The 20490-nt window shown below is 73.0% G+C and carries 20 protein-coding genes and 1 tRNA gene; 13 read left to right on the top strand and 8 right to left on the bottom strand.

Annotation, left to right across the window (positions count from 1 at the left end):
* Positions 1–443 (bottom strand): phosphoadenosine phosphosulfate reductase domain-containing protein (locus AC07B0_RS38535; RefSeq protein WP_478900344.1); only part of this gene is annotated, 443 nt, incomplete at its 3' end.
* 473 nt (positions 444–916) lie between these two features.
* Between AC07B0_RS38535 and AC07B0_RS38540 the strand changes: the two genes are divergently transcribed.
* From AC07B0_RS38540 to AC07B0_RS38550, 3 genes are read left to right on the top strand one after another with little or no spacing between them, the layout of a single operon-like run.
* A complete protein-coding gene (locus AC07B0_RS38540; RefSeq protein WP_469384035.1) occupies positions 917–2599 on the top strand; it encodes a hypothetical protein in 1683 nt (560 codons plus the stop codon).
* Positions 2596–3780, top strand: a complete 1185-nt coding sequence (locus tag AC07B0_RS38545) for a hypothetical protein (protein ID WP_356879151.1) — start codon at positions 2596–2598, stop codon at positions 3778–3780. The genes AC07B0_RS38540 and AC07B0_RS38545 overlap by 4 nt, the downstream gene beginning before the upstream one ends.
* Positions 3781–3837: 57 nt before the next feature.
* Positions 3838–5526, top strand: a complete 1689-nt coding sequence (locus AC07B0_RS38550; protein ID WP_478900346.1) for a nitrite/sulfite reductase — start codon at positions 3838–3840, stop codon at positions 5524–5526.
* A gap of 156 nt (positions 5527–5682) precedes the next feature.
* Here the strand turns inward: AC07B0_RS38550 and AC07B0_RS38555 are convergent, their stop codons facing one another.
* Entirely contained in the window at positions 5683–7083 is a 1401-nt protein-coding gene (locus AC07B0_RS38555; protein ID WP_356879155.1) for a pyridoxal phosphate-dependent decarboxylase family protein, read from the bottom strand.
* A gap of 161 nt (positions 7084–7244) precedes the next feature.
* Between AC07B0_RS38555 and AC07B0_RS38560 the strand changes: the two genes are divergently transcribed.
* Positions 7245–7601 carry a nuclear transport factor 2 family protein gene (locus AC07B0_RS38560; RefSeq protein WP_356879157.1) on the top strand — a complete coding sequence of 119 codons (357 nt, stop codon included), beginning with the start codon at positions 7245–7247 and terminating at the stop codon, positions 7599–7601.
* A gap of 82 nt (positions 7602–7683) precedes the next feature.
* Here the strand turns inward: AC07B0_RS38560 and AC07B0_RS38565 are convergent, their stop codons facing one another.
* Entirely contained in the window at positions 7684–8067 is a 384-nt protein-coding gene (locus AC07B0_RS38565) for a cupin domain-containing protein (protein ID WP_356879159.1), read from the bottom strand.
* Positions 8068–8226: 159 nt separating this feature from the next.
* Here AC07B0_RS38565 and AC07B0_RS38570 point away from each other — a divergent pair.
* The 3 genes from AC07B0_RS38570 to AC07B0_RS38580 all read left to right on the top strand — a co-directional run bounded on the left by AC07B0_RS38570 (position 8227) and on the right by AC07B0_RS38580 (position 10396).
* Positions 8227–8316, top strand: a tRNA-OTHER gene (locus tag AC07B0_RS38570).
* A 275-nt stretch (positions 8317–8591) separates the two neighbouring features.
* Positions 8592–9683, top strand: coding sequence for an iron-containing redox enzyme family protein (locus AC07B0_RS38575; RefSeq protein WP_478900348.1), 1092 nt, complete (start codon positions 8592–8594; stop codon positions 9681–9683).
* 5 nt (positions 9684–9688) lie between these two features.
* Entirely contained in the window at positions 9689–10396 is a 708-nt protein-coding gene (locus tag AC07B0_RS38580) for a hypothetical protein (RefSeq protein WP_478900350.1), read from the top strand.
* Positions 10397–10543: 147 nt separating this feature from the next.
* Here AC07B0_RS38580 and AC07B0_RS38585 read toward each other — a convergent pair whose 3' ends face one another.
* Together AC07B0_RS38585 and AC07B0_RS38590 are read right to left on the bottom strand one after the other, a co-directional pair.
* Positions 10544–10714, bottom strand: coding sequence for a hypothetical protein (locus AC07B0_RS38585; RefSeq protein ID WP_356879165.1), 171 nt, complete (start codon positions 10712–10714; stop codon positions 10544–10546).
* 13 nt (positions 10715–10727) lie between these two features.
* Entirely contained in the window at positions 10728–11741 is a 1014-nt protein-coding gene (locus AC07B0_RS38590) for a bifunctional lysylphosphatidylglycerol flippase/synthetase MprF (protein WP_478865478.1), read from the bottom strand.
* 248 nt (positions 11742–11989) lie between these two features.
* Here AC07B0_RS38590 and AC07B0_RS38595 point away from each other — a divergent pair, with 248 nt between their 5' ends.
* The 6 genes from AC07B0_RS38595 to serS are packed head-to-tail and all read left to right on the top strand — an operon-like array spanning position 11990 to position 18086.
* Entirely contained in the window at positions 11990–13144 is a 1155-nt protein-coding gene (locus tag AC07B0_RS38595; RefSeq protein WP_478900352.1) for an acyl-CoA dehydrogenase, read from the top strand.
* Between the two features lie 28 nt (positions 13145–13172).
* Entirely contained in the window at positions 13173–13700 is a 528-nt protein-coding gene (locus AC07B0_RS38600) for a hypothetical protein (RefSeq protein WP_356879171.1), read from the top strand.
* Positions 13697–14311: a flavin reductase family protein gene (locus tag AC07B0_RS38605; protein WP_478900354.1), complete on the top strand. Its 615-nt coding sequence runs from the start codon at positions 13697–13699 to the stop codon at positions 14309–14311. The genes AC07B0_RS38600 and AC07B0_RS38605 overlap by 4 nt, the downstream gene beginning before the upstream one ends.
* Positions 14308–15291: a ferritin family protein gene (locus AC07B0_RS38610; RefSeq protein ID WP_478900356.1), complete on the top strand. Its 984-nt coding sequence runs from the start codon at positions 14308–14310 to the stop codon at positions 15289–15291. Before AC07B0_RS38605 ends, AC07B0_RS38610 begins: the two co-directional genes overlap by 4 nt.
* Before the next feature lie 4 nt (positions 15292–15295).
* Entirely contained in the window at positions 15296–16759 is a 1464-nt protein-coding gene (locus tag AC07B0_RS38615; RefSeq protein WP_478900358.1) for an APC family permease, read from the top strand.
* Positions 16760–16805: 46 nt separating this feature from the next.
* A complete protein-coding gene (gene serS, locus AC07B0_RS38620; protein WP_478900359.1) occupies positions 16806–18086 on the top strand; it encodes a serine--tRNA ligase in 1281 nt (426 codons plus the stop codon).
* Here serS and AC07B0_RS38625 read toward each other — a convergent pair.
* The 3 genes from AC07B0_RS38625 to AC07B0_RS38635 are packed head-to-tail and all read right to left on the bottom strand — an operon-like array spanning position 18070 to position 20487.
* The gene (locus AC07B0_RS38625; RefSeq protein WP_356879181.1) at positions 18070–18786 is read right to left on the bottom strand and encodes a 4'-phosphopantetheinyl transferase family protein; all 717 of its coding nucleotides are present in this window, start codon (positions 18784–18786) and stop codon (positions 18070–18072) included. The genes serS and AC07B0_RS38625 overlap by 17 nt on opposite strands.
* A 43-nt stretch (positions 18787–18829) precedes the next feature.
* Positions 18830–19885 carry a C45 family autoproteolytic acyltransferase/hydolase gene (locus AC07B0_RS38630; protein WP_478865481.1) on the bottom strand — a complete coding sequence of 352 codons (1056 nt, stop codon included), beginning with the start codon at positions 19883–19885 and terminating at the stop codon, positions 18830–18832.
* Positions 19882–20487 (bottom strand): GNAT family N-acetyltransferase, encoded by a 606-nt coding sequence (locus tag AC07B0_RS38635; RefSeq protein ID WP_356879185.1) that lies wholly within the window; start codon positions 20485–20487, stop codon positions 19882–19884. Before AC07B0_RS38635 ends, AC07B0_RS38630 begins: the two co-directional genes overlap by 4 nt.
* Positions 20488–20490: the final 3 nt, after the last annotated feature.

Below are 20490 nucleotides of genomic sequence, written 5' to 3' on the forward strand. Positions count from 1 at the left end.
GACTCGTCACGGCGCAGACCCGTAGCCCAGGCCTCGTAGCCGGTCAGGCCCTCTTCCAGCGGCCTGACCTTCCGCAGCGCGCAGCACAGGTCCGGATCCCGGTCGTGGAGCCTCGGCCCGTACTCGGCGTCCTGCTCCGCGACGCTCTGCCGCGGGGTGAGCGTGATGACGTTGACGTCCATCACCGCGTCCACCGCGTCCCGGGTGCCGATGGTCTCCTCGAAGTGGTAACCCGTGTCGAGGAACACCACGTCCACACCGGGGAGAGCGCGCGCCGCCAGATGTGCGACGACCGCGTCCTCCATGGAGGAGGTCACGCAGAATTTCCTCCCGAAGGTCTCGGCCGCCCAGCGCAGGATTTCCGGCGGGGAGGCCTTTTCGAGGTCCCGGCCCGCGCGTTCGGCCAGCGTGGCGAGATCTCCGTCCGCTCGGGTCTTCACCATCCGGTGACTCCTTCACACGGCAATTTCTTCACACGGCGATTTCTTCACAGGCTCCGCACGCGGCGACTTCCTCACGAATGGGGAACGCGGTGAGCGGTCAGAAATTACGCTGCCGAGATTAGCAATGCCGGCGCAGGAATCGCTGACGGTCCGCTGATCGCGGGCATTTTCGACCCGAACCGGGCGGCGACCAGGGGTTTTACGCATTTCAGGGGTTTTGCGGAGTGCGGTCAGCGGGCGGTAAGCCGCGCATCAGCGGACCGCCAGCACCCCTGTGCCATAGTGGGCCGGAAATGCCTTGGAAACCCGTGCTGGCCGGCGGGCCAGAAATTGCCATTCACCGAAAACAGCCACCGACTGGCCGGTTTACGCATTCTGGCCGACACCCCCCGGAGAGGGCAAGCGGAGAAATGAGCCTGCAAGGACCGCGACGAGGAAGGCTGATACGCCGCCTCGCACTCTGTCTGTCGGCGGTGGGACTGACCGCCTCCATGCTCACCGGAGCGGAACCCGCCGCCGCCGGCACGCCGGAAACCTGGACGTCCACCTTCCAGGGCAGCGACGGCGTCACCTACTCGGCCACCAACCACCTGGTGTCGGCGGCCAAAGGCCCGGGCCGGGAGTGGATGCTCGTCTGGTCGGGTCCGGCCAAGCAGCCCGCGCCCGACTTCCTCACCGTCATCGACGCCACCCCGGGCTCCCCCACGTACGGCAAGGTCGCCAACACCGTCACCGTCGGCCCGAACAACGGCAACGAGCCGCACCACATGCAGTACGTGTGGCACAAGGGCGACCGGATCTACGCCGGCGGCATCATGAGCGACACCACCTTCGTGTTCGACGCGAAGGCGCTGCCCGCGCTGACGATCGCCGGTGTCAACACGACCGTCGACACCCCGTGCGGGACCCTGCCCGACGCCTATCAGGTGCTGAGCGACGGAACCGCGTACGGGACGTACATGGGCGGCCCGAACGTGACCGGCCCCTGCACCTACACCAACGGCGAGGTCCGGGTCGGCAACGGCGCGGCGGGCTCGCCCGGGGAGATCGTCCGCATCGGCGAGGACGGCAAGACCCTCGCCGAGATCCCGGCGGCGACCGAGGGCGGCGAGGACCCGGCGCAGTGCGGCAACGTCCCGGCGCTGCCCGCCGCGAGCTGCGCGAACCCGCACGGCATCGCCGTCCGCGAGGACCTCAACGTGATGGTGGCGAGCGACTTCGCCGAGGCCCGCAACTTCATGACCCCCGATTCCGAGCTGCGGGAGAACCTGGCGCGCCAGACCGTCCGCGTCTTCGACATCGCGGACCGCGACAACCCGACGCTGCGTTCGGTGTCCAAGGTCGCCGACGGTCCGCGCGGGGCCCAGGAGCCGCGGGCGTTCTTCCGCGAGTCCCGGGTCGTCATGGAGACCGCGCTGACCAACCGGCCCGGCCACAAGGGTGCGTTCGTCTCCTCGATGGCGGGCGGCGCCGTCTTCTACACGCCGGACATCACCGCGCCCGCCCCGCAGTGGAAGGAGGTCTTCGACGACACGACCGCCTACCGCACCTTCCGGCGCGACCCGGGGGTCACCGGCAGCGGCGACAACGCGAGCTGGCTGGCCGTCAGCCCCGACGACCGGTTCCTCTTCCACACGGTGATGGGCCAGTCGGTACCGTACGGCAAGCCGCTGGAGGAGACCACGGGCATGATCTACGTCCTGGACATCCAGAAGCTCCTCGCGGCCGGTACGGGCGCCAAGTGCTCCGTCGACGACCTGAACGAGGCCGCGCGCGGCGGCCGCGAGCGGGACTGCCCGGAGCTCGTCAGCACCGTGCCGATCCGTGACGTGAGCTCGGGCGGCCCGCACTGGGGTGCCATGGACAACTTCAAGCGGGGCGCGGACGGCGTGTACCGCGAGACGCAGAACGTGAGCCGCATCGCGGTCGCCAACTACTTCGTCGCCGGGTCGTTCGGCGGTGGCGGCGACCACCGGGTGTGCATGTTCGACCTGGACCGGCGCGGCAACGTGACCCTCGACCGGTCCTTCCGCGACGAGCACACCGGCAAGCCCTGCGTCGGCTTCAACCGGGCCTCCTGGCCGCACGGCGACTACGGCGACAGCCAGCCGCACGGCGTCCTGTTCGTCGTCAGCGACAGCGTCGTACGACGGTGAGCGCAGTCCTCCTGGCGGCGGTCGTCTTGACCGCCGCCCTGGCGCTGGGCGTGCTGCTGCTGCGCCGGGGCCTGCTGCGGCGCCGCGCGAGCGTTTCGGCGTACTTCGCCGCGGCCGTGGCCTGTACGGTCCTGGCCGGTGTCTCGGCGGGGCCCCTGGCTCCGCCGGCCGGGCCGGCCCGGGCGCTGGGCGGGCCGCTGCTCGGCTCGCTCGGGCTGGGCGGCAAGCAGGTGCCGGTGATGGTGGTGCCGAACCGGCCGGGCTTCAACCTGGTCGCCGTCGGGGCCGGCGAGGCCTCGGCGGGCACCGACCGGGGCCGGCTCACGAAGGGCGGACTGCGGCCCGGCTCCACGCTGACCTGGGTCCCGGTGGAACTCCCGGCGGGGCCGGGGCAGGTGTGGGTGTCGTCGGGCGGCGCGGTCGCCGCGCTGGCGGTGGACACGGGCCGGGCGGACGGCGCCGGGCGGGGCGAAGGCCTCGCGGCGCTGCGCGGCGACGACGGGCCGGAGTGCGCGAGCGCCGCCGCCGGGGCCCTGCTCGGCGGGGACGCGCAGCCGCCGACGGGCTGCCCGGCCGACGGGCTCGCCGCGGCGGACGCGGCCGCGCTGCGGGAGTCGGTGGGGTTCCTCGCCGGGCGCGGGGCGCGGTCCATCGGGCTCGTCGAGGACGGTTCGCCGCGCGGGCGGGCCGCGGCCGCCGAGGTGCGGGCCGCGGCGGGCCGGGCGGGGATCTCCGTCGGGAAGCCGGATTCGAGCCGGCAGCCGCTGGTGGTGACCTCCGGCTGGGCGGGCGCGGACACGGCCGTACGGGACGTCGAGGCGGGCCGCACCGTCGCCGAGGGCACCTACCTGGCGCCCTGGCTGTTCACCGCGCCGCTGCTCTCCCCGAGCGCCGGCCAGCTCATCCCGCTGCGGTACGCGCCGAACAGTCCGGCCGCGGTGGAGTACCTGAAGGCGCTCGGTGCCCGCTTCCCGGGCGAGCTGCCCACCTCCGCCGGGTACGACGCCTGGCTGCGGGCCCGCGGTACGGCCGCCCCCGCGCCCGCGAAGCTGTACGCGACGGCGGTGCTGTACGTGCCCGGCAGCGGTGGCGGCGCGGCCGGCGGCCACCACCACGCGGAGGCCACGAGCTGGCTGCCCAGCGGAATGATCGTCCCGGTCGCGGGCCTCGGCACCGCCTGAGCCGGCCCGGACCCCGCACTCCTCCCCCTCCCCCAGCCCCCGTAGGAGCACGGACAGATGACGGAAACAGCCGCGCCGCCGGTCCGGACCGCACGGACCGCCGCCAAGCGCCCCGAGGGCCAGTGGGCGCTGGGCGAACGCGAACCGCTCAACGCCAACGAGGAGTTCAAGCGGGCCGAGGACCCGCTGCTGGTGCGCGAGCGCATCGAGCGGGTCTACGCCCGCGAGGGCTTCGCGAGCATCGACCCCGACGACCTGCGCGGCCGGATGCGCTGGTGGGGGCTGTACACGCAGCGCAAGCCCGGCATCGACGGCGGGAAGACGGGTTCGCTCGCGCCGGAGGAGCTGGAGGACGAGCACTTCATGATGCGGGTGCGCAGCGACGGCGGCACCCTCGACCTCGCGCAGCTGCGGGCGATCGCGGACGTGTCGATGCGCTTCGCCCGGAACACGGCGGACATCACCGACCGGCAGAACATCCAGCTGCACTGGGTGCGGATCGAGGACGTGCCCGCGATCTGGCGCCGGCTGGAGGAGGTGGGCCTGTCCACGACGGAGGCGTGCGGGGACTGTCCCCGGGTCATCGTGGGCAGTCCGGTGGCGGGGGTGGGCGCGGCGGAGGTGCTCGACGCGACCCCGGCCGTGCGGGAGATCGCCGCCCGGTACGTCGGGGACCCGTCGCTGTCGAACCTGCCGCGGAAGTACAAGTCGGCGGTGTCCTGGCTGCCGGACGTCCCGTACGAGATCAACGACCTGGCGTTCCTGGGGGCGGTGCACCCGGAGCACGGCCCGGGCTTCGGCATGTGGGTGGGCGGCGGGCTGTCGACGGTACCGATCCTGGCGCGGCACGTCGGGGTGTGGGTGCCGCTGGCGGAGGTCCCGGACGTGTGGGTGGCGGTGGCGCGGCTGTTCCGCGACTACGGCTACCGGCGGCTGCGGAACAAGGCGCGGCTGAAGTTCCTGATCGCGGACTGGGGTGTGGCGGAGTTCCGGCGGGTCCTGGAGGAGGAGTACCTGGGGCGGCCGCTGCTGGACGGGCCGGCGCCCGAGCTGCCGGCGGTCCCGATCGACCACATCGGGGTGCATCCGCAGCACGACGGGCTGTCGTACGTGGGTGCGGCGCCGGTGGTGGGGCGGCTGTCGGGGACGAAACTGGCGGCGCTGGCCGATGTGGCGCAGGCGCACGGCAGCGGCCGGGTGCGGCTGACCCCGTACCAGAAGCTGCTGGTGCTGGACGTCGCCGATCCGGAGCCGCTGGTGGAGGCGCTGCGGGGCATCGGGCTGGAGGCGCGGCCGTCGTCTTGGCGGCGGAACACGATGGCCTGTACGGGGATCGAGTACTGCAAGCTGGCGATCGTCGAGACGAAGGAGCGGGCGGCGACGCTGGTCGCGGAGCTGGAGAAGCGGCTGGCGGGCGAGGACGTGTCCATCGGGGTGAACGTCAACGGCTGTCCCAACTCGTGCGCGCGCACGCAGGTCGCCGACATCGGGCTGAAGGGGCAGCTGGTCACGGACGGGGACGGCCGGCAGGTCGAGGGCTTCCAGGTGCACCTGGGCGGCAGCCTGACGCTGGCCGCGGACCAGGAGGGCGGTTTCGGGAAGAAGCCGCGCGGTCTGAAGACCACCGCGGCGGACCTCCCGGACTACGTGGAGCGTCTCGCGCGCGGCTACCTGGCGGGGCGCGCCGACGCGTCGGAGGGCTTCGCCCAGTGGGTGGCGCGCTGCGGTGAGGAGGAGCTGCGGTAGCGGCGCTCCCGCTGCCCGTACGGCTGCGGCCCGGCCCGGGGTGCTCCCCGGGCCGGGCCGCCCGCGTACCCGGGCCCTGGTACGCCCGCGGGCCGGGCCCCCGGGGCGGGGCCCGGCCCGGGTGTGGGGGGCGGGGAGGTCAGGGGGGCGGGAAGGTCAGGGGGCGGCGAGTTCCGCGGCGAGGGATTCGAGGACGACCCGCACGCTGCGGTCCACGTCCTCCTCGGTGGTGCGCCAGTTGACGACCGAGACGCGCATCGCGGCCCGGCCCTCCCAGAGGGTGCCGCCGAACCAGCAGACGCCGCTGCGCTGGATGCGGGCGATGACGGCGCGGGTGACGTGGTCGTCGTCGCCGAAGCGGACGAGCAGCTGGTTGAGGACGACGTCGTTGAGGAGTTCCACCCCCTCGACACCGGCCAGCTGCTCCGCGAAGCGGCGGGTGTGGGCGCAGCAGCGGTCGACGAGGTCGGCGACGCCGGAGCGGCCGAGCGAGCGCAGCGCGGCCCAGACGGGCAGGCTGCGGGCGCGCCGGGAGAAGTCGGGGACCCATTCGATGGCGTCGCGTTCGCCGTCGGTGCCGGGCGGCAGGTAGCCGGCCCGCTCGTTGAGCATGGCGGCGCGGTGCGCTTCGGGGTGGGCGATGACGACGATGCCGCAGTCGTAGGGGACGTTGAGCCACTTGTGGGCGTCCAGCGCCCAGGAGTCGGCCCGTTCCACGCCCTCGACGAGGGGGCGCAGGCGGGGGCTGGCCGCGGCCCACAGGCCGAAGGCGCCGTCGACGTGGACCCAGGCGTCGTGGCGGTGGGCGATGTCGCAGATCTCGCCGACGGGGTCGACGGCGCCGGAGTTGACGTCGCCGATCTGCGCGCAGACGATGACCGGCCCCTCGATCCCGGCGAGGGTGCGGTCGAGTTCGGCGGGGATCATCCGGCCCTTGTCGTCGACGGGGACGTTGCGGATGCGTGCGGTGCCGAAGCCGAGGTAGCGGGCCGCGAGGTCGATGGTCATGTGGTGCTGGGCGCCGGCGACGATCGCCACGTCGGGTGCGCCGCCCAGGCCGTCGCGTTCCACGTCCCAGCCGGCTTCGGCGAGGAGTTTGTGGCGGGCGGCGGCGAGGGAGGTCAGGTGGGCCATGGTGCAGCCGGTGGGGAAGCCGACGGAGGCGTGGGCGGGCAGCCCGAGGAGTTCGAGGACCCACTGGGCGGCGACGTCCTCGGCGACGGCGATGGCCGGGGAGAGGTTGTACAGGCTGGCGGTCTGGTCCCAGGCGGAGACGAGCCAGTCGGTGGCGATGGCCACGGGCAGGGTGCCGCCGGTGACGTAGCCGAAGTAGCGGGGGCCGTTGGCGGTCGGGATGCCGCCTTCGGCGACGGCCCGGCCGAGGACCTCGATGGTGTCGGTGGCGTCGGCCGGTCCGTCGGGCAGCGGGCCACCGAACATTTTCAGCAGTTGTTCGGAGCCGGCAGTGGCACCCACCGGCCGGTCGGCGAGGCCCGTCAGATATTCGATGGCCTGCTGATAGGCCAATGCGAGAGGCGCACTGTCTGCTGTGGTCATACTACGAACGTAGGGCGCGGGCACTGACGTGCGACTGACTCGAATGGCCGGAACTTCTGGTTACTCGGACGGCGCGGGCTGTTGGACTGTATTACTTTCCCTTGCGGCCCGTTCCGACCGGCGGGCCGATCGCGGTGAGCCATGAGTCATGAGGAGTTCCGATGTCCGACGAGCAGACACGCAAGGTTATCGACCAGTTCAACCAGGCATTCCAGCAGCACGACCCGGGACTGCTGAAGGACCTTCTCGCCGAGAACTGCCGGCTGGAGAACTCCGGGCCCGCCCCGGACGGTTCGAAGCACGTCGGATATGACGAATGTCTGCAGTTCTGGTCCTCGATCGCGTCGAACGCGCAGGCCACGTTCGAGGTGGAGGAGGTCTGGGTGGCGGGCGAGCGCGCGGTGTGCCGCTGGACGCTGCGCTGGGGCCCCGGCGCGAAGGACTTCGTCCGCGGGGTCAACGTGACCCGCCTGGAGAACGGGCTGATCGTCGAGAGCTTCGGCTACGTCAAGGGCTGACGCGCGAACGGAAAGGGGGCCCGGGCCGATATCGGCCCGGGCCCCCTTGCGCTTCCCGCTTTCCGTACGCCGGCGGGGACGCTCAGTCGGCGAGCTGCGAGACGATCATCACGCAGTCCTGGAGGGCCTTGGTGGCGTGGCCCTTGCCCTCGGTGTCCTCGACGAGCTGGGTGTTGCCCGGGGTGAAGGTGCGCCAGGTGCCGTCGCTGACCCCGCACTCCAGCAGACCGCTGATCAGGGTCATGATCTGGCGGCGCGGCGCGGGGTGGAAGTCGCCCACGTACCCCGCCGGGAGGAAGAGGTAGACGGCCTGCTTGGCCGGCACGCCCTCGGAAACGAAGATCGGCGGCGCGGGCGGGGCGAAATTGACGGCGGTCACCTCCAGCGTCTCGTCGATGAAATGCGATTCGCCGTTCTCGTCGTTGTAGAGACGCGATACAGCGATTTTGGCGGTCTCGGCACTCACGGGAACTCCCCTGGCATCTGGTGAAGTGGCTCGATCGCCCCTCACTATCCCAGCGGGCGCTGATGGGCCCCTGACCGTTCCCGCCGAATTCGGCCCTCATGAATCCGTCAGCACCGTGTCAGCCACGGCGTGCCAAGCTGATGGCAGAGAAAGGCCGTTGGAGAGGTTCCCAAAGCGGCCGAATGGGGTCCGGTGGGGTTACCCGCCGGACGGGCTCTGCCCACGCAGGTTCGAATCCTGCCCTCTCCGCAGGTGCTCATCCCAGGCACGCGCATCCCGATCCGACCAAGGGGTGCGCGTGTCTTTGGCATGAGGGGCCCCGGCCGCACCGGCCCGGGCCCCCTCCGGCACCCCTCTCGTCCCCGGACTCGCGGAGCGAGGACGCGGATCCAGCCGATCCGCCCGCGGGTTCCCGTCGACGGATCCGATTCCCTTCCCTGCCCGGCGCGACCGGCCGGGCGTCGTTTCCCGAGCGGCCACCTGTGGCCCGAGCGCCCGAGCGACCCCGAGCGACCCCGAGAGACATGGAGACGCAGTTGCCCAGCACCGACAACCCCAACGTTCCCGCGATCCGCAGGACCGACGCCGCCGCGCTCGTGGAGGAGGTCTCGTCCTGGCTGACCGTGGACGCCGACGAGGTCGACGCCAAGTACCTCGGCGAGCGGGCCCGCGTCGTCGAGGCGGTCACCCGCATGAACACCGCCGCGGTGGCCGGCCCCGACCGGGACGACGCCCACTACCAGCAGCAGCTCCTGCTGTCGCGGATCTACCAGACGGTGATGCAGATACCGTCGCGGCCGACGGCCGAGGGCTCCGTACTGCTCCACGAGGTCACCCGGCTGCTGGAGCACGCCACCCTCACCACCGAGGACGCCCACCTGGAGCCCGGGCTGCTGGAGTCGGCGCCCGCCGACCCCAAGCAGTTCCTGTCCTGGCTCAAGGGCCTCGTCCGCAAGCACCGCGCGTTCAAGCACCCCTACTACACCGACTTCATCAACCGCGAGGCGCGCGCCGAGGACCTGCGCACGTACGTCATCCAGGAGTCGCTGATCGACGGCCGCTTCGACGACTTCCTCGCGATGATGCAGATCGGCACGGCCGGGGCGAGCAAGATGGAGATCGCCGGCAACTACTGGGACGAGATGGGCAACGGCGACCCGGAGGCCGTGCACACCCACCTCTTCAACAAGATCTACGAGGTCTTCGACGTCCGCGCCGAGGACCTCGAAGCGGCCATGACCACCACCGACCTGCACTCCGGGAACCTCGCGGTGCTGCTGTGCCGCTACCGCCACCTGTACCCCGAGGCGGTCGGCTTCCTCGGGATGACGGAGTGGCTGGCCCCGGACCGGTTCCGCAACGTCGTCCGGGCCTGGGAGCGGCTCGGCCTGCCCGAGGTCGGGATCACCTACCACCGGCTGCACATCACCATCGACTCGCAGCACGCGGCGGGCTGGTTCCACAACGTGGTCATCCCGAGCGCCGACACCGCCCACATGCGCCGGGGCATCGCCCGCGGCGCGCTGTGGCGGGCCAACTCCTCCGCCCGCCACCTCGACGAGCGCCTGGAGCTGGCGCGGCTGTCCGCCGAGCGCACCCCCGTCGCCGCGGGCTGAGGGCCGTGCCGTCGCCGAGTGGGCACGCGCTGCGCGAGCACGGTTTCGCCCTGGCCGGGCTGCCGCCCGTGCCCGCGGTGGTCGCGGCCGGTTTCGGGGAGGATCCGGGGCGCGTCCTGCGGCTGCGGATGTCGTGGACGGCGGACGACGACTGGCTGTTCCAGTACGTGCCCGCCCCGGCGGCCGCCGGGCCCGCGAACCCGGTACGGGACCTCGCGGACCGGCGGCTGGCGGCGGGGCTGTCGGCCCTGCTGCGGCGCACCCTCAGCGGGCCGTGGCTCGACATCCACGCCGACTGGCTGATCGAGCTGCACCGCATCCGTACGGTCGCCCCCGCCGGGGCGGCGGTACGGGTGGAGCCACCCGGGCCGGCTCCGGCCGGCTGCGCGTTCACGCTGGTGGCGGTGGCCGGCCGGGAGGGTGCGGGGAGCCTGCGCTCGCTGCTGTACGGGCCGGGGCGCGGCGCACCGCCCGTGGAGGCGGCGCCCGCGCCCGGGCAGGGCGTCCTGCTGGACCGGCGGGCCGTCGTCCACGACCGTCACGAGCTGCTGGCCGGCTCCGGCGGCCCGGTGGTGCAGGACCTCCTCCTCGCGCACCTGTGCCCGGCCTCCGGGCCGGTCCAGGCGGCGCCCGGACCGGCCCTGCGGCGGCGCCCGATGCTGGTGCGCGGCCCGGCCGGCACGGTGGTGCGCACCCGCCCGGCGCTGCGCTGAGGGCCGGGCGGGGCCGGTGCGGGGCGGTGGGGGGATTCCCCCGCCGCCCCGCTCTCCGCGTGCCGGGACCGCCCACGGCCGCGCCCCCGTACGGGGATCCGTACGGGGGCGCGGGCGGGGAGGGGTGGTGGGGAGGGGTGGTGGGGGTCAGGACGCGGCGGCTCCTTCGCGGAGCAGGGCGTCGAGGCGGGCGAGGCCCTCGTCGCTGGCGCGGGCCGCCTCCAGGTCGTCGGGGGCGGCGGCGCAGGCCTGGAACTGTTCGACGACCAGCAGGCCCTGGGCCTGGATCTCCTCGGTCGTCCCGGTCTCCTCGGACATCGGGGCCTCCCTCTCAGACCGCGTTGCAGGCGCGGAAGACGTGGACCAGCGCGGGCAGGCTGGCCCGGTGCTGGAAGGCGATGTACTCGGGCAGCACCGCGGAGGGCGCCCACTTCTGCTTGTACTCCAGCTGCGTGCGCGCCGGGTAGATGTGCGCGCCGTGCTCCCAGAGGTGCTCCATGAACCAGTGGAAGCCCCGGCTGTGGCCCGGGAACTGGGGGGCCGTCAGGGAGGTGAAGGGGGTGAAGCCGAAGTGCAGCCAGCGGATGCCCTCGGCGGTGAACACGTCGATGGCCGCCTTGTTGAGGGCCTCCATCACCCCGGGCGGGGAGTCGGGCCGGCGCCGGCTCAGGTCGTGCATCCAGCCGGGCCGCGGTCCGTAGACGGGGGCGTAGGAGACGTAGCCGATGAGCTGTCCGTCGCGGACGGCGGCGAAGAGGCGGCGCAGCGGCTGGTAGCGGCCGCCGGTCTGGCCGACGAGGAACTCCAGCGGTTTGACGCCCTCGCCCTTGGTGGCGAGCCAGGCGGTGTCGAGTTCGGCGATCTGGTCGGCGTGGTCCTCGAAGGGGACCTCCTTGATCTCCAGGCCGCTGCGCAGCGCCCGGGAGATCTTGTTGCGGAGCTGCATGAACCTGGTGCCGGCCAGGGTGAAGGTCTCCAGGTCGACGGCGTAGGAGGCGCCCATCTGGTTCACGGTGAAGCCCTGGTCGACGTAGACGTCGGCGTCCGCGCCCTGGAGCTGTACCGAGACGATCTCGCGGCCCTGTTCCGCGGCGAAGGCGGTGAAGCCGGCGAGGAGCCGGGCCCGGGGGCCGTCCGGTCCGGCCGGGGTGAAGGGCGCGAAGGGGCCGCCGAACTGCACCAGGTAGCGGCCCACGGGCCGGTAGACGATGATCCCGGGCTGGTCCGGGAGCCGGAAATAGCTGTTCCCGTCACTGAAGGCGAAATACGCGCTCGGATTTCCGGCGTCCGCGTACCGCCGGATGGCGTCGAGTGCGGCATCCGTCTCCAGAATCGTTCCGGTCATTTCAGATCCATTCTCCCGCGGGCACTTCCCCACTTATGGCACGGGCGGCGCGCCGCCACAAGTGCCACAGGGGGTGGCGGTCAGCTGCCGGTCAGGGAAGGGTCAGACGAATGCACTGGTCAGAAGGGTGTCAGGCCTCAGTCAGACGGTGAGTGAAACACTGCTTTCCGAATATTGGCTTTCGGATCACAGGAATGCATTCACCGGTCCGGAGGAGAATTCCGAGAGAGCCCGAGGAGAACACGCCGATGCGTTCCCTGACGACAGCGCGCGGGATCTGCGAGCAATTCCATCCAGGTCTTCTCGACGCGCTTGAGGACCTGCCGCTCACCTCTGCGGAGGGCGGGGCGCGGGAGAGCGCGGACAGTCCGGTGCTGGAGCTGTACCGCAAGTTCGGCGGTCCCGGACTGCTCGTGCCCGCCGCGTACGGCGGCGCGGCCGCGAGGCCGCTGGAGGCGGTGCGGGTGCAGCGGGCGGTCGCCGCCGCCTCGCCCTCGCTGGGGGTCGCCTCGACGATGCACCACTTCACCGTCGCGATGCTGTTCCGGCTGGCGGAGGCCACCGGCCGGCTCACCCCGGCCCAGCTGAAGCTGATGCGGGCGGTGGCCCCGGAGGGGCTGCTGCTGGCCTCCGGCTGGGCGGAGGGGCGTACCAGCCAGAACATCCTGGCGCCGTCCGTCGTCGCGGAGCGCACGCCCGGCGGGTACCGGGTCAACGGGTCGAAGAAGCCGTGCAGCCTGTCCCGTTCGATGGACGTGCTCACGGCGAGCGTGCAGGTGACGGGGGAGGACGGGCGCTCCGGTCTGGCGCTGATGCTCATCCCGGCCTCCTCCCCCGGCGTCGGGACCCGGCCGTTCTGGGGGACGCCCGTGCTGGCGGCCGCGCAGAGCGACGAGGTCCTGCTGACCGACGTGGAGGTGCCGCGGGACCTCGTCATCCACAGCACCCCCGAGGACGCCGACCGGCTCGACGACCTGCAGACGGCCGGGTTCACCTGGTTCGAACTCCTCGCCACCTCCACGTACGTGGGCGCCGCCTCGGCGCTCGTCGCCCGGGTGCTGGCCGGCGCGCGGGGCACGGCCGACGAACGGGCCCGGCTGGCGGTCCGGCTCGACGCCGCCGTCGGCCTCGTCGAGGGCGCGGCCCGGGCGATGGAGGACGGCGTCGACGGCGACGAGGCGGTGGCGGCGGTGCTCACCGCCCGCTACGCGGCGCAGGACCTGCTCGCCTCGGCCGTCGACCAGGCCGTGGAACTGCTCGGCGGGATGGCCTTCATCCGCTCCGCGGACGTGGCGTACCTGGCGGGCGCGGTGCGCGCCCTGGCCTTCCACCCGCCGTCGCGCGCCAGCGTGGCCGCGGAGCTGGCCGACTACTTCGCCGGCAGCCCCCTGCGGCTGTCCTGATCAGCTGCCCGTCGGAAGGACATCCCTCATGGACATCAAGAATCCGGTGGAGTCACCGGTCACGTTCAACCTGCACCGCGCCGAGTACCTCGTCGCCTTCGCGGTGACGATCGGTCTGATCCTGTGGCACTTCACGGACATCCGCTGGATCGCGGCGATCGGCCTGTTCCTGTACATCGACCTGCTGGGCTACATCCCGGGCGCCATCGCCTACCGGCGCAGCCCCGACGGGCGGATCCACAAGGCGTACTACGTCCTGTACAACACGATGCACAGCCTGCTCAGCGTGGCCCTCGTCGGCGTGCTGTGGATGTGGCTGATCGGGCCGGAGTGGGCGCTGCTGGCGCTGCCGTTCCACGTGTTCGGCGACCGGGGCGTCTTCGGGAACTTCCTGAAGCCGTTCGGGCTGCCCTTCGAGCCGGTGCCGACGCCGCTGGTGGACCGGGTGACGGCGATGCTGAAGCGCCGCGCGGCCACCGACGGCCCGGTCCCGCTGCCCTACGAGGAGCAGGCCGCCGCGGCCGGCGCGGCCCCGGCGGTCGGGGCGCACCGGTGAGCCGCTATCCGGCCTGGCTCACGGACCGTTCGGTGTCCGGGCCCGCCGAGGGGTACGAGGATCCGGAGGCGGCCCGGCTGGCGCTGCGCCGCCTGGCGTCGAGCGTGACGGTGCTGACCGTCAGCCAGGGCGGGGTCCGGCACGGCACCACGGCGAGCGCGGTGGTGACCCTGTCCCGGGACCCGCTGGTGCTGGGGGCCTGTCTGCGGCCCACCTCGACGTTCGCCTCGCTGGTGCGCAGGGCGGGCCGGTTCTCGGTGAACGTCCTGGCCTCGGCGCAGAACGACGTGGCCCGCCGCTTCGCCAATCCGGGACGTCCGCTCGGCGACGCCCAGTTCGAGGGCTTCGACTGGTCCACCGATCCGCTCACGGGTGCTCCGCTGCTCGGCGGGAGCCTGGCCCACATGGCCTGCCGGGTCCTGGGCTGGCACCAGGTCGGCGACCACGACATGCTCCTCGCCGAGGTCACGGGCGGCAGCCACACCGTCGACTCCCCCATGCTCAGCTTCGCCGGCCGCATGCACAGCGCCGCCGTCACCCCCGCGGGTTCCGTCGTGTCCGCGGGTTCCGTCGTTCCCGCCTCTTCCGTCACTCCCAGCGAGGTGTCATGACCACCGTTCCGCAGATCCCCGTCGAGGCCGACTGGGACCGTGCCCCCAACCTGCTCGACGGCGCGCAGGAGATGACCCTGACCGCCGACGAGTGCGACCTGGGCTACTGGCTGTCGGCCGTCGCCCAGGGCACCCTGCGCGGACGCGCCGAAGCCGGTCACGACGCGGTCACCCCCGCCCACATGCGCGAGGACGGTCCACTGCGCGAGGCGCTGGTGCTGGAGCTCGGCAACCGTTCGCTGGCCGAGTCGCGGGCGGTCGAGGTGCTCTCCCACTACGTGATCGGCGCGCCCGGCGTCGTCGAGCAGGAGTTCTTCACCACGCAGGTCGTCGACGAGGCCCGGCACGCGATGATCTTCCGCAAGCACCTGGTGGACCTCGGGGTGCCCGCCGCGGGGCTGCTGGACTTCATCACGCAGCAGGGCGCCGACTACACCCGGCGGGTGCTGAACCCGATCGCCGAGTTCGCCACGACCGTGGTGCGCGACGAGGGCGACTTCATCGGCGCGGTCGCCGTGTTCACCATCGTCATCGAAGGGGTGCTGGCGCCCGCGGCCGAGCTCAGCGAGCGCAAGTGGACGCTGCTGGACCCGGCCGCCGCCGAGATCGCGCGCGGTGCCTCGATCGACGAGATCCGCCACCTGACCGTGGGCAGCTCCATCGTCCGCGAGCACCTGGCGCGCCATCCCTCGTACCGGCCGCGGCTGATCGAGCTCATCCGGCGCGGCCGGCAGCTGTGGGACGAGCTGCCGTCGGAGGAGTTCGTGCTGGAGCGCGAGGAGCTGTTCCAGGAGGGCATGTTCGCCCACGCGCGGCTGCTGGACGGGTACGAGGTCTTCCCCGGCTGCAAGCTGCTGGAGACCACCCCGAAGCAGCGCTACGACCTCGCCGAGCAGTGGACCGACGACATGGCCGAGGTGCGGCTGCCGTACATGGGCATCCCGGAGGCCGTCGACATCATCCGCAACCACCCGAGGTGATCCGGTGACGTCCACGATCCCCGCGAGACCCGCGGCCGGGGCCGGGTCCGCCGCGCCCGGGCTGCGCCGCACCCTGACGACCCCCCGGATCGTGTTCCTCGTGGTCGCGGCGGCGGCCCCGATGTCCGGGGTGGTCGGTTCGGTCCCCCTCGCCTACGCCATCGGCAACGGCGCGGGGGTGCCCGCCACCTTCGCCCTCGCCGGGCTGATCCTGCTGTGCTTCTCCGTCGGGTACGCGGCGATGAGCCGGCACGTGGTGGGCGCGGGCGGGTTCTACACGTACATCGGGCAGGGCCTGGGCCGGCCGCTCGCCGTCGCGGGCGGGCTGACCGCCGTCACCGCGTACACGGCGGCCGTCGCCGGGGTCGCGGGTGCCTTCGGGTACTTCGCGGAGCTCGTGTCCGGCGCGCACGGCCTGCCCGTGCCCTGGCCGGTGTGGACGGGCGGGGCGCTGGCCCTGACGGCGGTGATGGGCTACCGGCGGATCGACCTGAGCGCCCGGCTGCTGGCGGTCCTCATGGTCGCCGAGGTGGCGGTGCTCGGCCTGCTGGCGCTGGCCATCGCCCTGCGGCGCGGCGCGGACACCCTCCCGGCCGCCTCCTTCCGGCCGGACACGGTCTTCTCCCCCGGGCTCGGGGTGGCGCTGATGTTCGCCCTGATCTCGTACGTGGGCTTCGAGGCGGCCGCGCTGTACGGCGAGGAGAGCCGGAACCCGCGGCGCAGCGTGCCGGTCGCCACCTACGTCTCCGTCGTGCTCATCACCGTGTTCTTCGCGGTGGTCAGCTGGGCGGCCGTCGGGGCGATCGGCGCGGACGAGGTGGCCGGCCGGGCGGAGCGGGAACTCGGCGACCTGTTCTTCCGGCTGTCCGACGGCTACCTGGGCGGCTTCGCGACGGGCGTGATGCAGGTGCTGCTGTGCACCAGCCTGTTCGGGGCGCTGCTCGGGCTGCACACCGCCGCGAACCGGTACCTGTTCGTCCTGGGCCGGGAGCGGGTGCTGCCGGTTTCGCTGGCCCGGGTGCACCCGCGGCACTCCTCCCCGTACCGGGCGAGCGTGGTGCTGTCGGTGGTCACGGCGCTGGTGTGCGGGGTGTTCGCGCTCGCGGGGGCCCATCCGTACACGACGCTCGCGACGACCATGCTGGCCCTCGGGACGGTCGGCATCGTCGGGCTCCAGGCGGCCGTGGCCGTCTCCGTACTGGTCTTCTTCCGGCGGCGCCCCGACGGGCACTGGTGGCGGACCCGGCTCGCGCCGCTGCTGGCCCTCGCCGGGCTGACGGGTGCGCTGGTGCTGCTGCTGGACAACTTCGCCCTGGTCACCGGCACCACCTCGGTCTGGGTCAACCGGATCCCCTGGCTGATGGCCGGCGCCGCGCTCGGCGGGCTCGGCTACGCCCGGTGGCTGAGGTCCCGGGATCCCGGACGCTACCGGGCGATCGCCACCGCGCACGTCACCGACGAGGACTGACGTGACCGACAAGGACCGACGTCACCACAAGGGCTGAGGAGCCGTCATGCACGATCCGCACATCCTGCTCCAGGACTCCGCGGAGGCCGACCTGGCCCGCCGCGGCCACCGCCTGGACCGCACCGCCCTGCGCGACCTGACCGGCCTGCGGGCCCGGCTCATCGCCGAACGGGACAAGCTGCGGGCGGAGCAGAACCGCTCCGCGCGCAGCGGGGTGCGGCCCGACGCGGCCGCGCGCGCCCGGATCCAGGAGGCCAAGGAGCGGCTGCGGTCGGTGTCCGAGGAGCTCCGGGAGGCCCAGGAGTCCCTGGACACGCTGCTGCTGGCCGTCCCCAACCGGCCCTACCCGGACGTCCCCGACGGGACCGAGCAGGATCCGCCGGTGGTGCGCCGGGTCTTCGGGGAGCCTCCGGGCTTCGAGTTCACCCCGCGCGACCACGTGGACGTCGGGACCCGGCTGGGGATCCTCGACCAGGTGCGGGCCGCGAAGCTGTCGGGTTCGCGGTTCGCCGTGACGCGGGGCGCGGGGGCCCGGCTGGAGCGGGCGCTGGCCTCGTTCCTGCTGGACCTGCACACCGGGGAGCACGGGTACGTGGAGCACGGCGTGCCGCACCTGGTGAGCCGGGAGACGATGACGGGCACCGGGCAGCTGCCGAAGTTCGCCGACGACCTGTTCGCGACGCACGCCGCCGACCGTGACCTGCTGCTGATCCCGACGGCCGAGGTGCCGCTGGTCAACCTGTACCGGGGGGAGACCCTCCAGGAGGGCGAACTGCCCCTGGCCCTGACCGCGTTCACCCCCTGCTACCGGGCGGAGGCGGGCTCCTACGGGCGGGACACGCGGGGGCTGGTGCGGCTGCACCAGTTCGAGAAGGTGGAGCTGGTGCGGATCTGCCACCCGGACCGGTCCCGCGAGGAACTGGAGCTGCTGGTCGGGCACGCGGAGACGGCCCTGCGGCGGCTGGGTCTGGCGCACCGGGTCGTGGAACTGCGGGCGGGGGACCTCGGGTTCGCCGCCCGGCGTACGTACGACATCGAGGTGTGGCTGCCCGGCCAGGGCACCTACCGGGAGATCTCCTCCTGCTCCGACTGCGGGGACTTCCAGGGCCGCAGGGCCGGCATCCGGGTCCGTGACCGGGACGGCGGGAAGGCGTTCGCGGCGACGCTGAACGGGTCGGCGCTGCCGGTCGGCCGGACCCTCGTCGCGATCCTGGAGCAGTACCAGCGCGCGGACGGCTCGGTGACCGTGCCGCCCGCGCTGGTTCCGTACACGGGTTTCACCGCGATCGCCGCGGACGGTACGGCGGTGCTCAGCACCGCGGCGTGAGCGCGGCCGCCCCGGCCCGGTCGCGGACGTGCTCCCGGCCGGGCCAGGGCAGGACCGTGACCGGGGGCAGGTCCCGGGACACGAAGGCGGTCATCGCCCAGGGCGCGTCCTGGCGGGTGGGCTGGAGCGCGGTCCGGCCGTGCCAGGGCCCGGGGCCGTGGCCGGTGATGCCGCGCAGGGTGACGGCGCCGTCCGGGCCGAAGTCCAGGTCGACCTCGCGGGCGCCGTCGGTGAGGCCGCGGCCGGTGGCCTTGACCGCGGCCTCCAGCAGGGTCCAGGCGTGGAAGAAGGTCTCGGGGGTCGCGCTCGCCGGGACGCCCGGGTAGACGAAGGTGAGCACGTCCAGGCTGGTGGTGGCCGGGCGGACCAGTTCCACGTCCACGCCGACCGGTCCGGTCTCGGTGGCCCCGAGGAGCAGCAGTCCGTCCGAGCGGGACCAGCTGACGTGGGTGCCGGGCTGGTCGGGCAGGTACGGCTTGCCGGCGGGGTCGTAGTGGATGCGCAGGTCGGACGCGGCCAGGCCCAGGCGGTCGGCGAGCAGCCGGCGGACGGTGAGCCGGGCGCGGTAGAAGCGGTGGGCCGCGCGGGCGTGGACGAACTCGGCGCCGCGCCGCAGTTCCTCCTCGGTGAGGCCCTCGGGATAGTGCGCGCTGATGTCGGTGGGGTCGACCCGGTCGAGGTCGACCAGCCATGCGTCCATCGTGCTCCTTCCTTGGGTACGGTCCTTCGACTCCGGAAGGGGCCTACAGGCGGAACTCGTGGGTGCGGGAACGCGCCGGGTCCCCGGGCCGGACGTGGAACCGGCCGGACACCGGGTGCATGACGACCGCGGCGACGGTGCGTTCGGCGCGGATGTCGCCCCGGTCGGGGACGCGCAGGGGCTCCGCGGCGAGCAGCGCGAAGTGGTCCTCGGCGTCCGCGTCGCCGGGCAGGGCGGCGAGGCCGTCGGTGGCCGCGCGCAGGCGGCGCAGCGAGGAGTTCCGGGCGAAGACGTTCAGTTCGTCGGCGGGGGCGAAGTCCGGGTGGAGGAAGTGGTTGGTGTGGACGAGCCCGCCGGGGCCGGCCTCCCGTACGCGCAGTCGCCCGTCGAGGTGTTCCGCGTACAGGGCCCGCTCGGGGTCGCACAGCATGAGGGAGCGGGAGCTGGCCAGCGGCAGCCCGGCGAGGACCTTGAGGGCCTCGTCGACGGTGCCGGCGCTGTCCAGGAGGTGGCGGATGGCCAGGTACGGGGGGACGCCGGGGCGCCAGGTGCCGCCGAGGACCAGGTTCAGGCCGACGGCGAGGCCGTCGCTGTTGAGGCCGAGGTAGCCGAGGAGTCCGGCGAAGCTGAGGACCAGCGAACGCCGGGGTGAGCCGGCGCGGGCGGTCTCCAGGACGGCGACGTGGCTGTCGAGGTCGCCGCTGAGGTCGACGGTCTGGGCCAGGACGGGCGTGCCGTCGGCGGTGGTGCGGGCGTAGGTGGTGCAGTCGCCGGCCGTGGGGACCTTGGAGTAGCCCATGATCTCCCGGCGGAGCTGGAGCAGCCAGGCCTCGTCCTCGCCGATCCCGGCCCCTTCGGCGAGGCCGGTCACCTCCTCGGCGAGGTCGGGCAGGGCCGCCGTGACCGCCGCCCGGTAGGCGGCGATCTTCGGCAGCAGCGCGGGCAGGGTCAGGGGCCGGTCGGTGAGGTGGTTCAGCCGGGCCAGGCCGTCGTCGAGGAAGGCCCGCAGGGGCGCGGCGAGTGCCTGTCCGTGGGCGCGGCCGATGTCCCGCGGGGTGCCGCCGGCCCGTATGAAGGTGATGCCGCCGGCGGTGCTCATGCCGGTACGGCCTTCTTCGGGCCGCGGGCGAGGGCCTCGCGGACGGCCGGCCATTCGGCGCGCAGGACGCTGTAGAAGACGGCGTCGCGGCGGCGGCCGCCGGGCATGAAGTTGAAGCTGCGCAGGGTGCCCTCCTCGGTGGCGCCGATGTTGGCGAGGCCGCGGCGGGCCTGGACGTTGAGGACGTCGGTCTTGAACTCGGCGCGTTCGGCGCCGAGCACCTCGAAGGCGTGGGCCAGCAGCAGGGCCTTCGCCCAGTGGTTGACGCCCCGGCCGCGGAAGTCCCGGCCGAGCCAGGACCAGCCGATCTCCAGGCGGCGGTCGGCTTCGGCCATGTTGCCGAAGCTCATGCTGCCCGCGATGCGGCCGCTGTCCTTGTCGGTGATGACGTAGACGGCGCGGCGGCCGGCGGCGTGGTCGGCGAGGTTGGTGTCGAAGAAGGACTCGAAGTCGGCTTCGGTCTCGACGGCGGCGACGAAGTAGCGCCAGATCTCGGGGTCCATGGCGACGGCCCGGACGCCCTCGCGGTCGGCTTCGGTGATCGGGGTGAGGCGCACCCGGTCGTTCTCCAGGACGGCGGCGGCGTGGTCGTTCCAGCTCATGGC

This window comes from Streptomyces sp. NPDC044704 (assembly GCF_056433525.1).

Bases quoted from the DNA above. Each gene is read 5' to 3' on its own strand.
- AC07B0_RS38550 (WP_478900346.1), top strand. From the start codon at position 3,838: ATGACGGAAACAGCCGCGCCGCCGGTCCGGACCGCACGGACCGCCGCC.
- AC07B0_RS38555 (WP_356879155.1), bottom strand. From the start codon at position 7,083: ATGACCACAGCAGACAGTGCGCCTCTCGCATTGGCCTATCAGCAGGCC.
- AC07B0_RS38560 (WP_356879157.1), top strand. From the start codon at position 7,245: ATGTCCGACGAGCAGACACGCAAGGTTATCGACCAGTTCAACCAGGCA.
- AC07B0_RS38575 (WP_478900348.1), top strand. From the start codon at position 8,592: ATGGAGACGCAGTTGCCCAGCACCGACAACCCCAACGTTCCCGCGATC.
- AC07B0_RS38585 (WP_356879165.1), bottom strand. From the start codon at position 10,714: ATGTCCGAGGAGACCGGGACGACCGAGGAGATCCAGGCCCAGGGCCTG.
- AC07B0_RS38590 (WP_478865478.1), bottom strand. From the start codon at position 11,741: ATGACCGGAACGATTCTGGAGACGGATGCCGCACTCGACGCCATCCGG.
- AC07B0_RS38595 (WP_478900352.1), top strand. From the start codon at position 11,990: ATGCGTTCCCTGACGACAGCGCGCGGGATCTGCGAGCAATTCCATCCA.
- AC07B0_RS38600 (WP_356879171.1), top strand. From the start codon at position 13,173: ATGGACATCAAGAATCCGGTGGAGTCACCGGTCACGTTCAACCTGCAC.
- AC07B0_RS38610 (WP_478900356.1), top strand. From the start codon at position 14,308: ATGACCACCGTTCCGCAGATCCCCGTCGAGGCCGACTGGGACCGTGCC.
- serS (WP_478900359.1), top strand. From the start codon at position 16,806: ATGCACGATCCGCACATCCTGCTCCAGGACTCCGCGGAGGCCGACCTG.
- AC07B0_RS38625 (WP_356879181.1), bottom strand. From the start codon at position 18,786: ATGGACGCATGGCTGGTCGACCTCGACCGGGTCGACCCCACCGACATC.
- AC07B0_RS38630 (WP_478865481.1), bottom strand. From the start codon at position 19,885: ATGAGCACCGCCGGCGGCATCACCTTCATACGGGCCGGCGGCACCCCG.
- AC07B0_RS38635 (WP_356879185.1), bottom strand. From the start codon at position 20,487: ATGAGCTGGAACGACCACGCCGCCGCCGTCCTGGAGAACGACCGGGTG.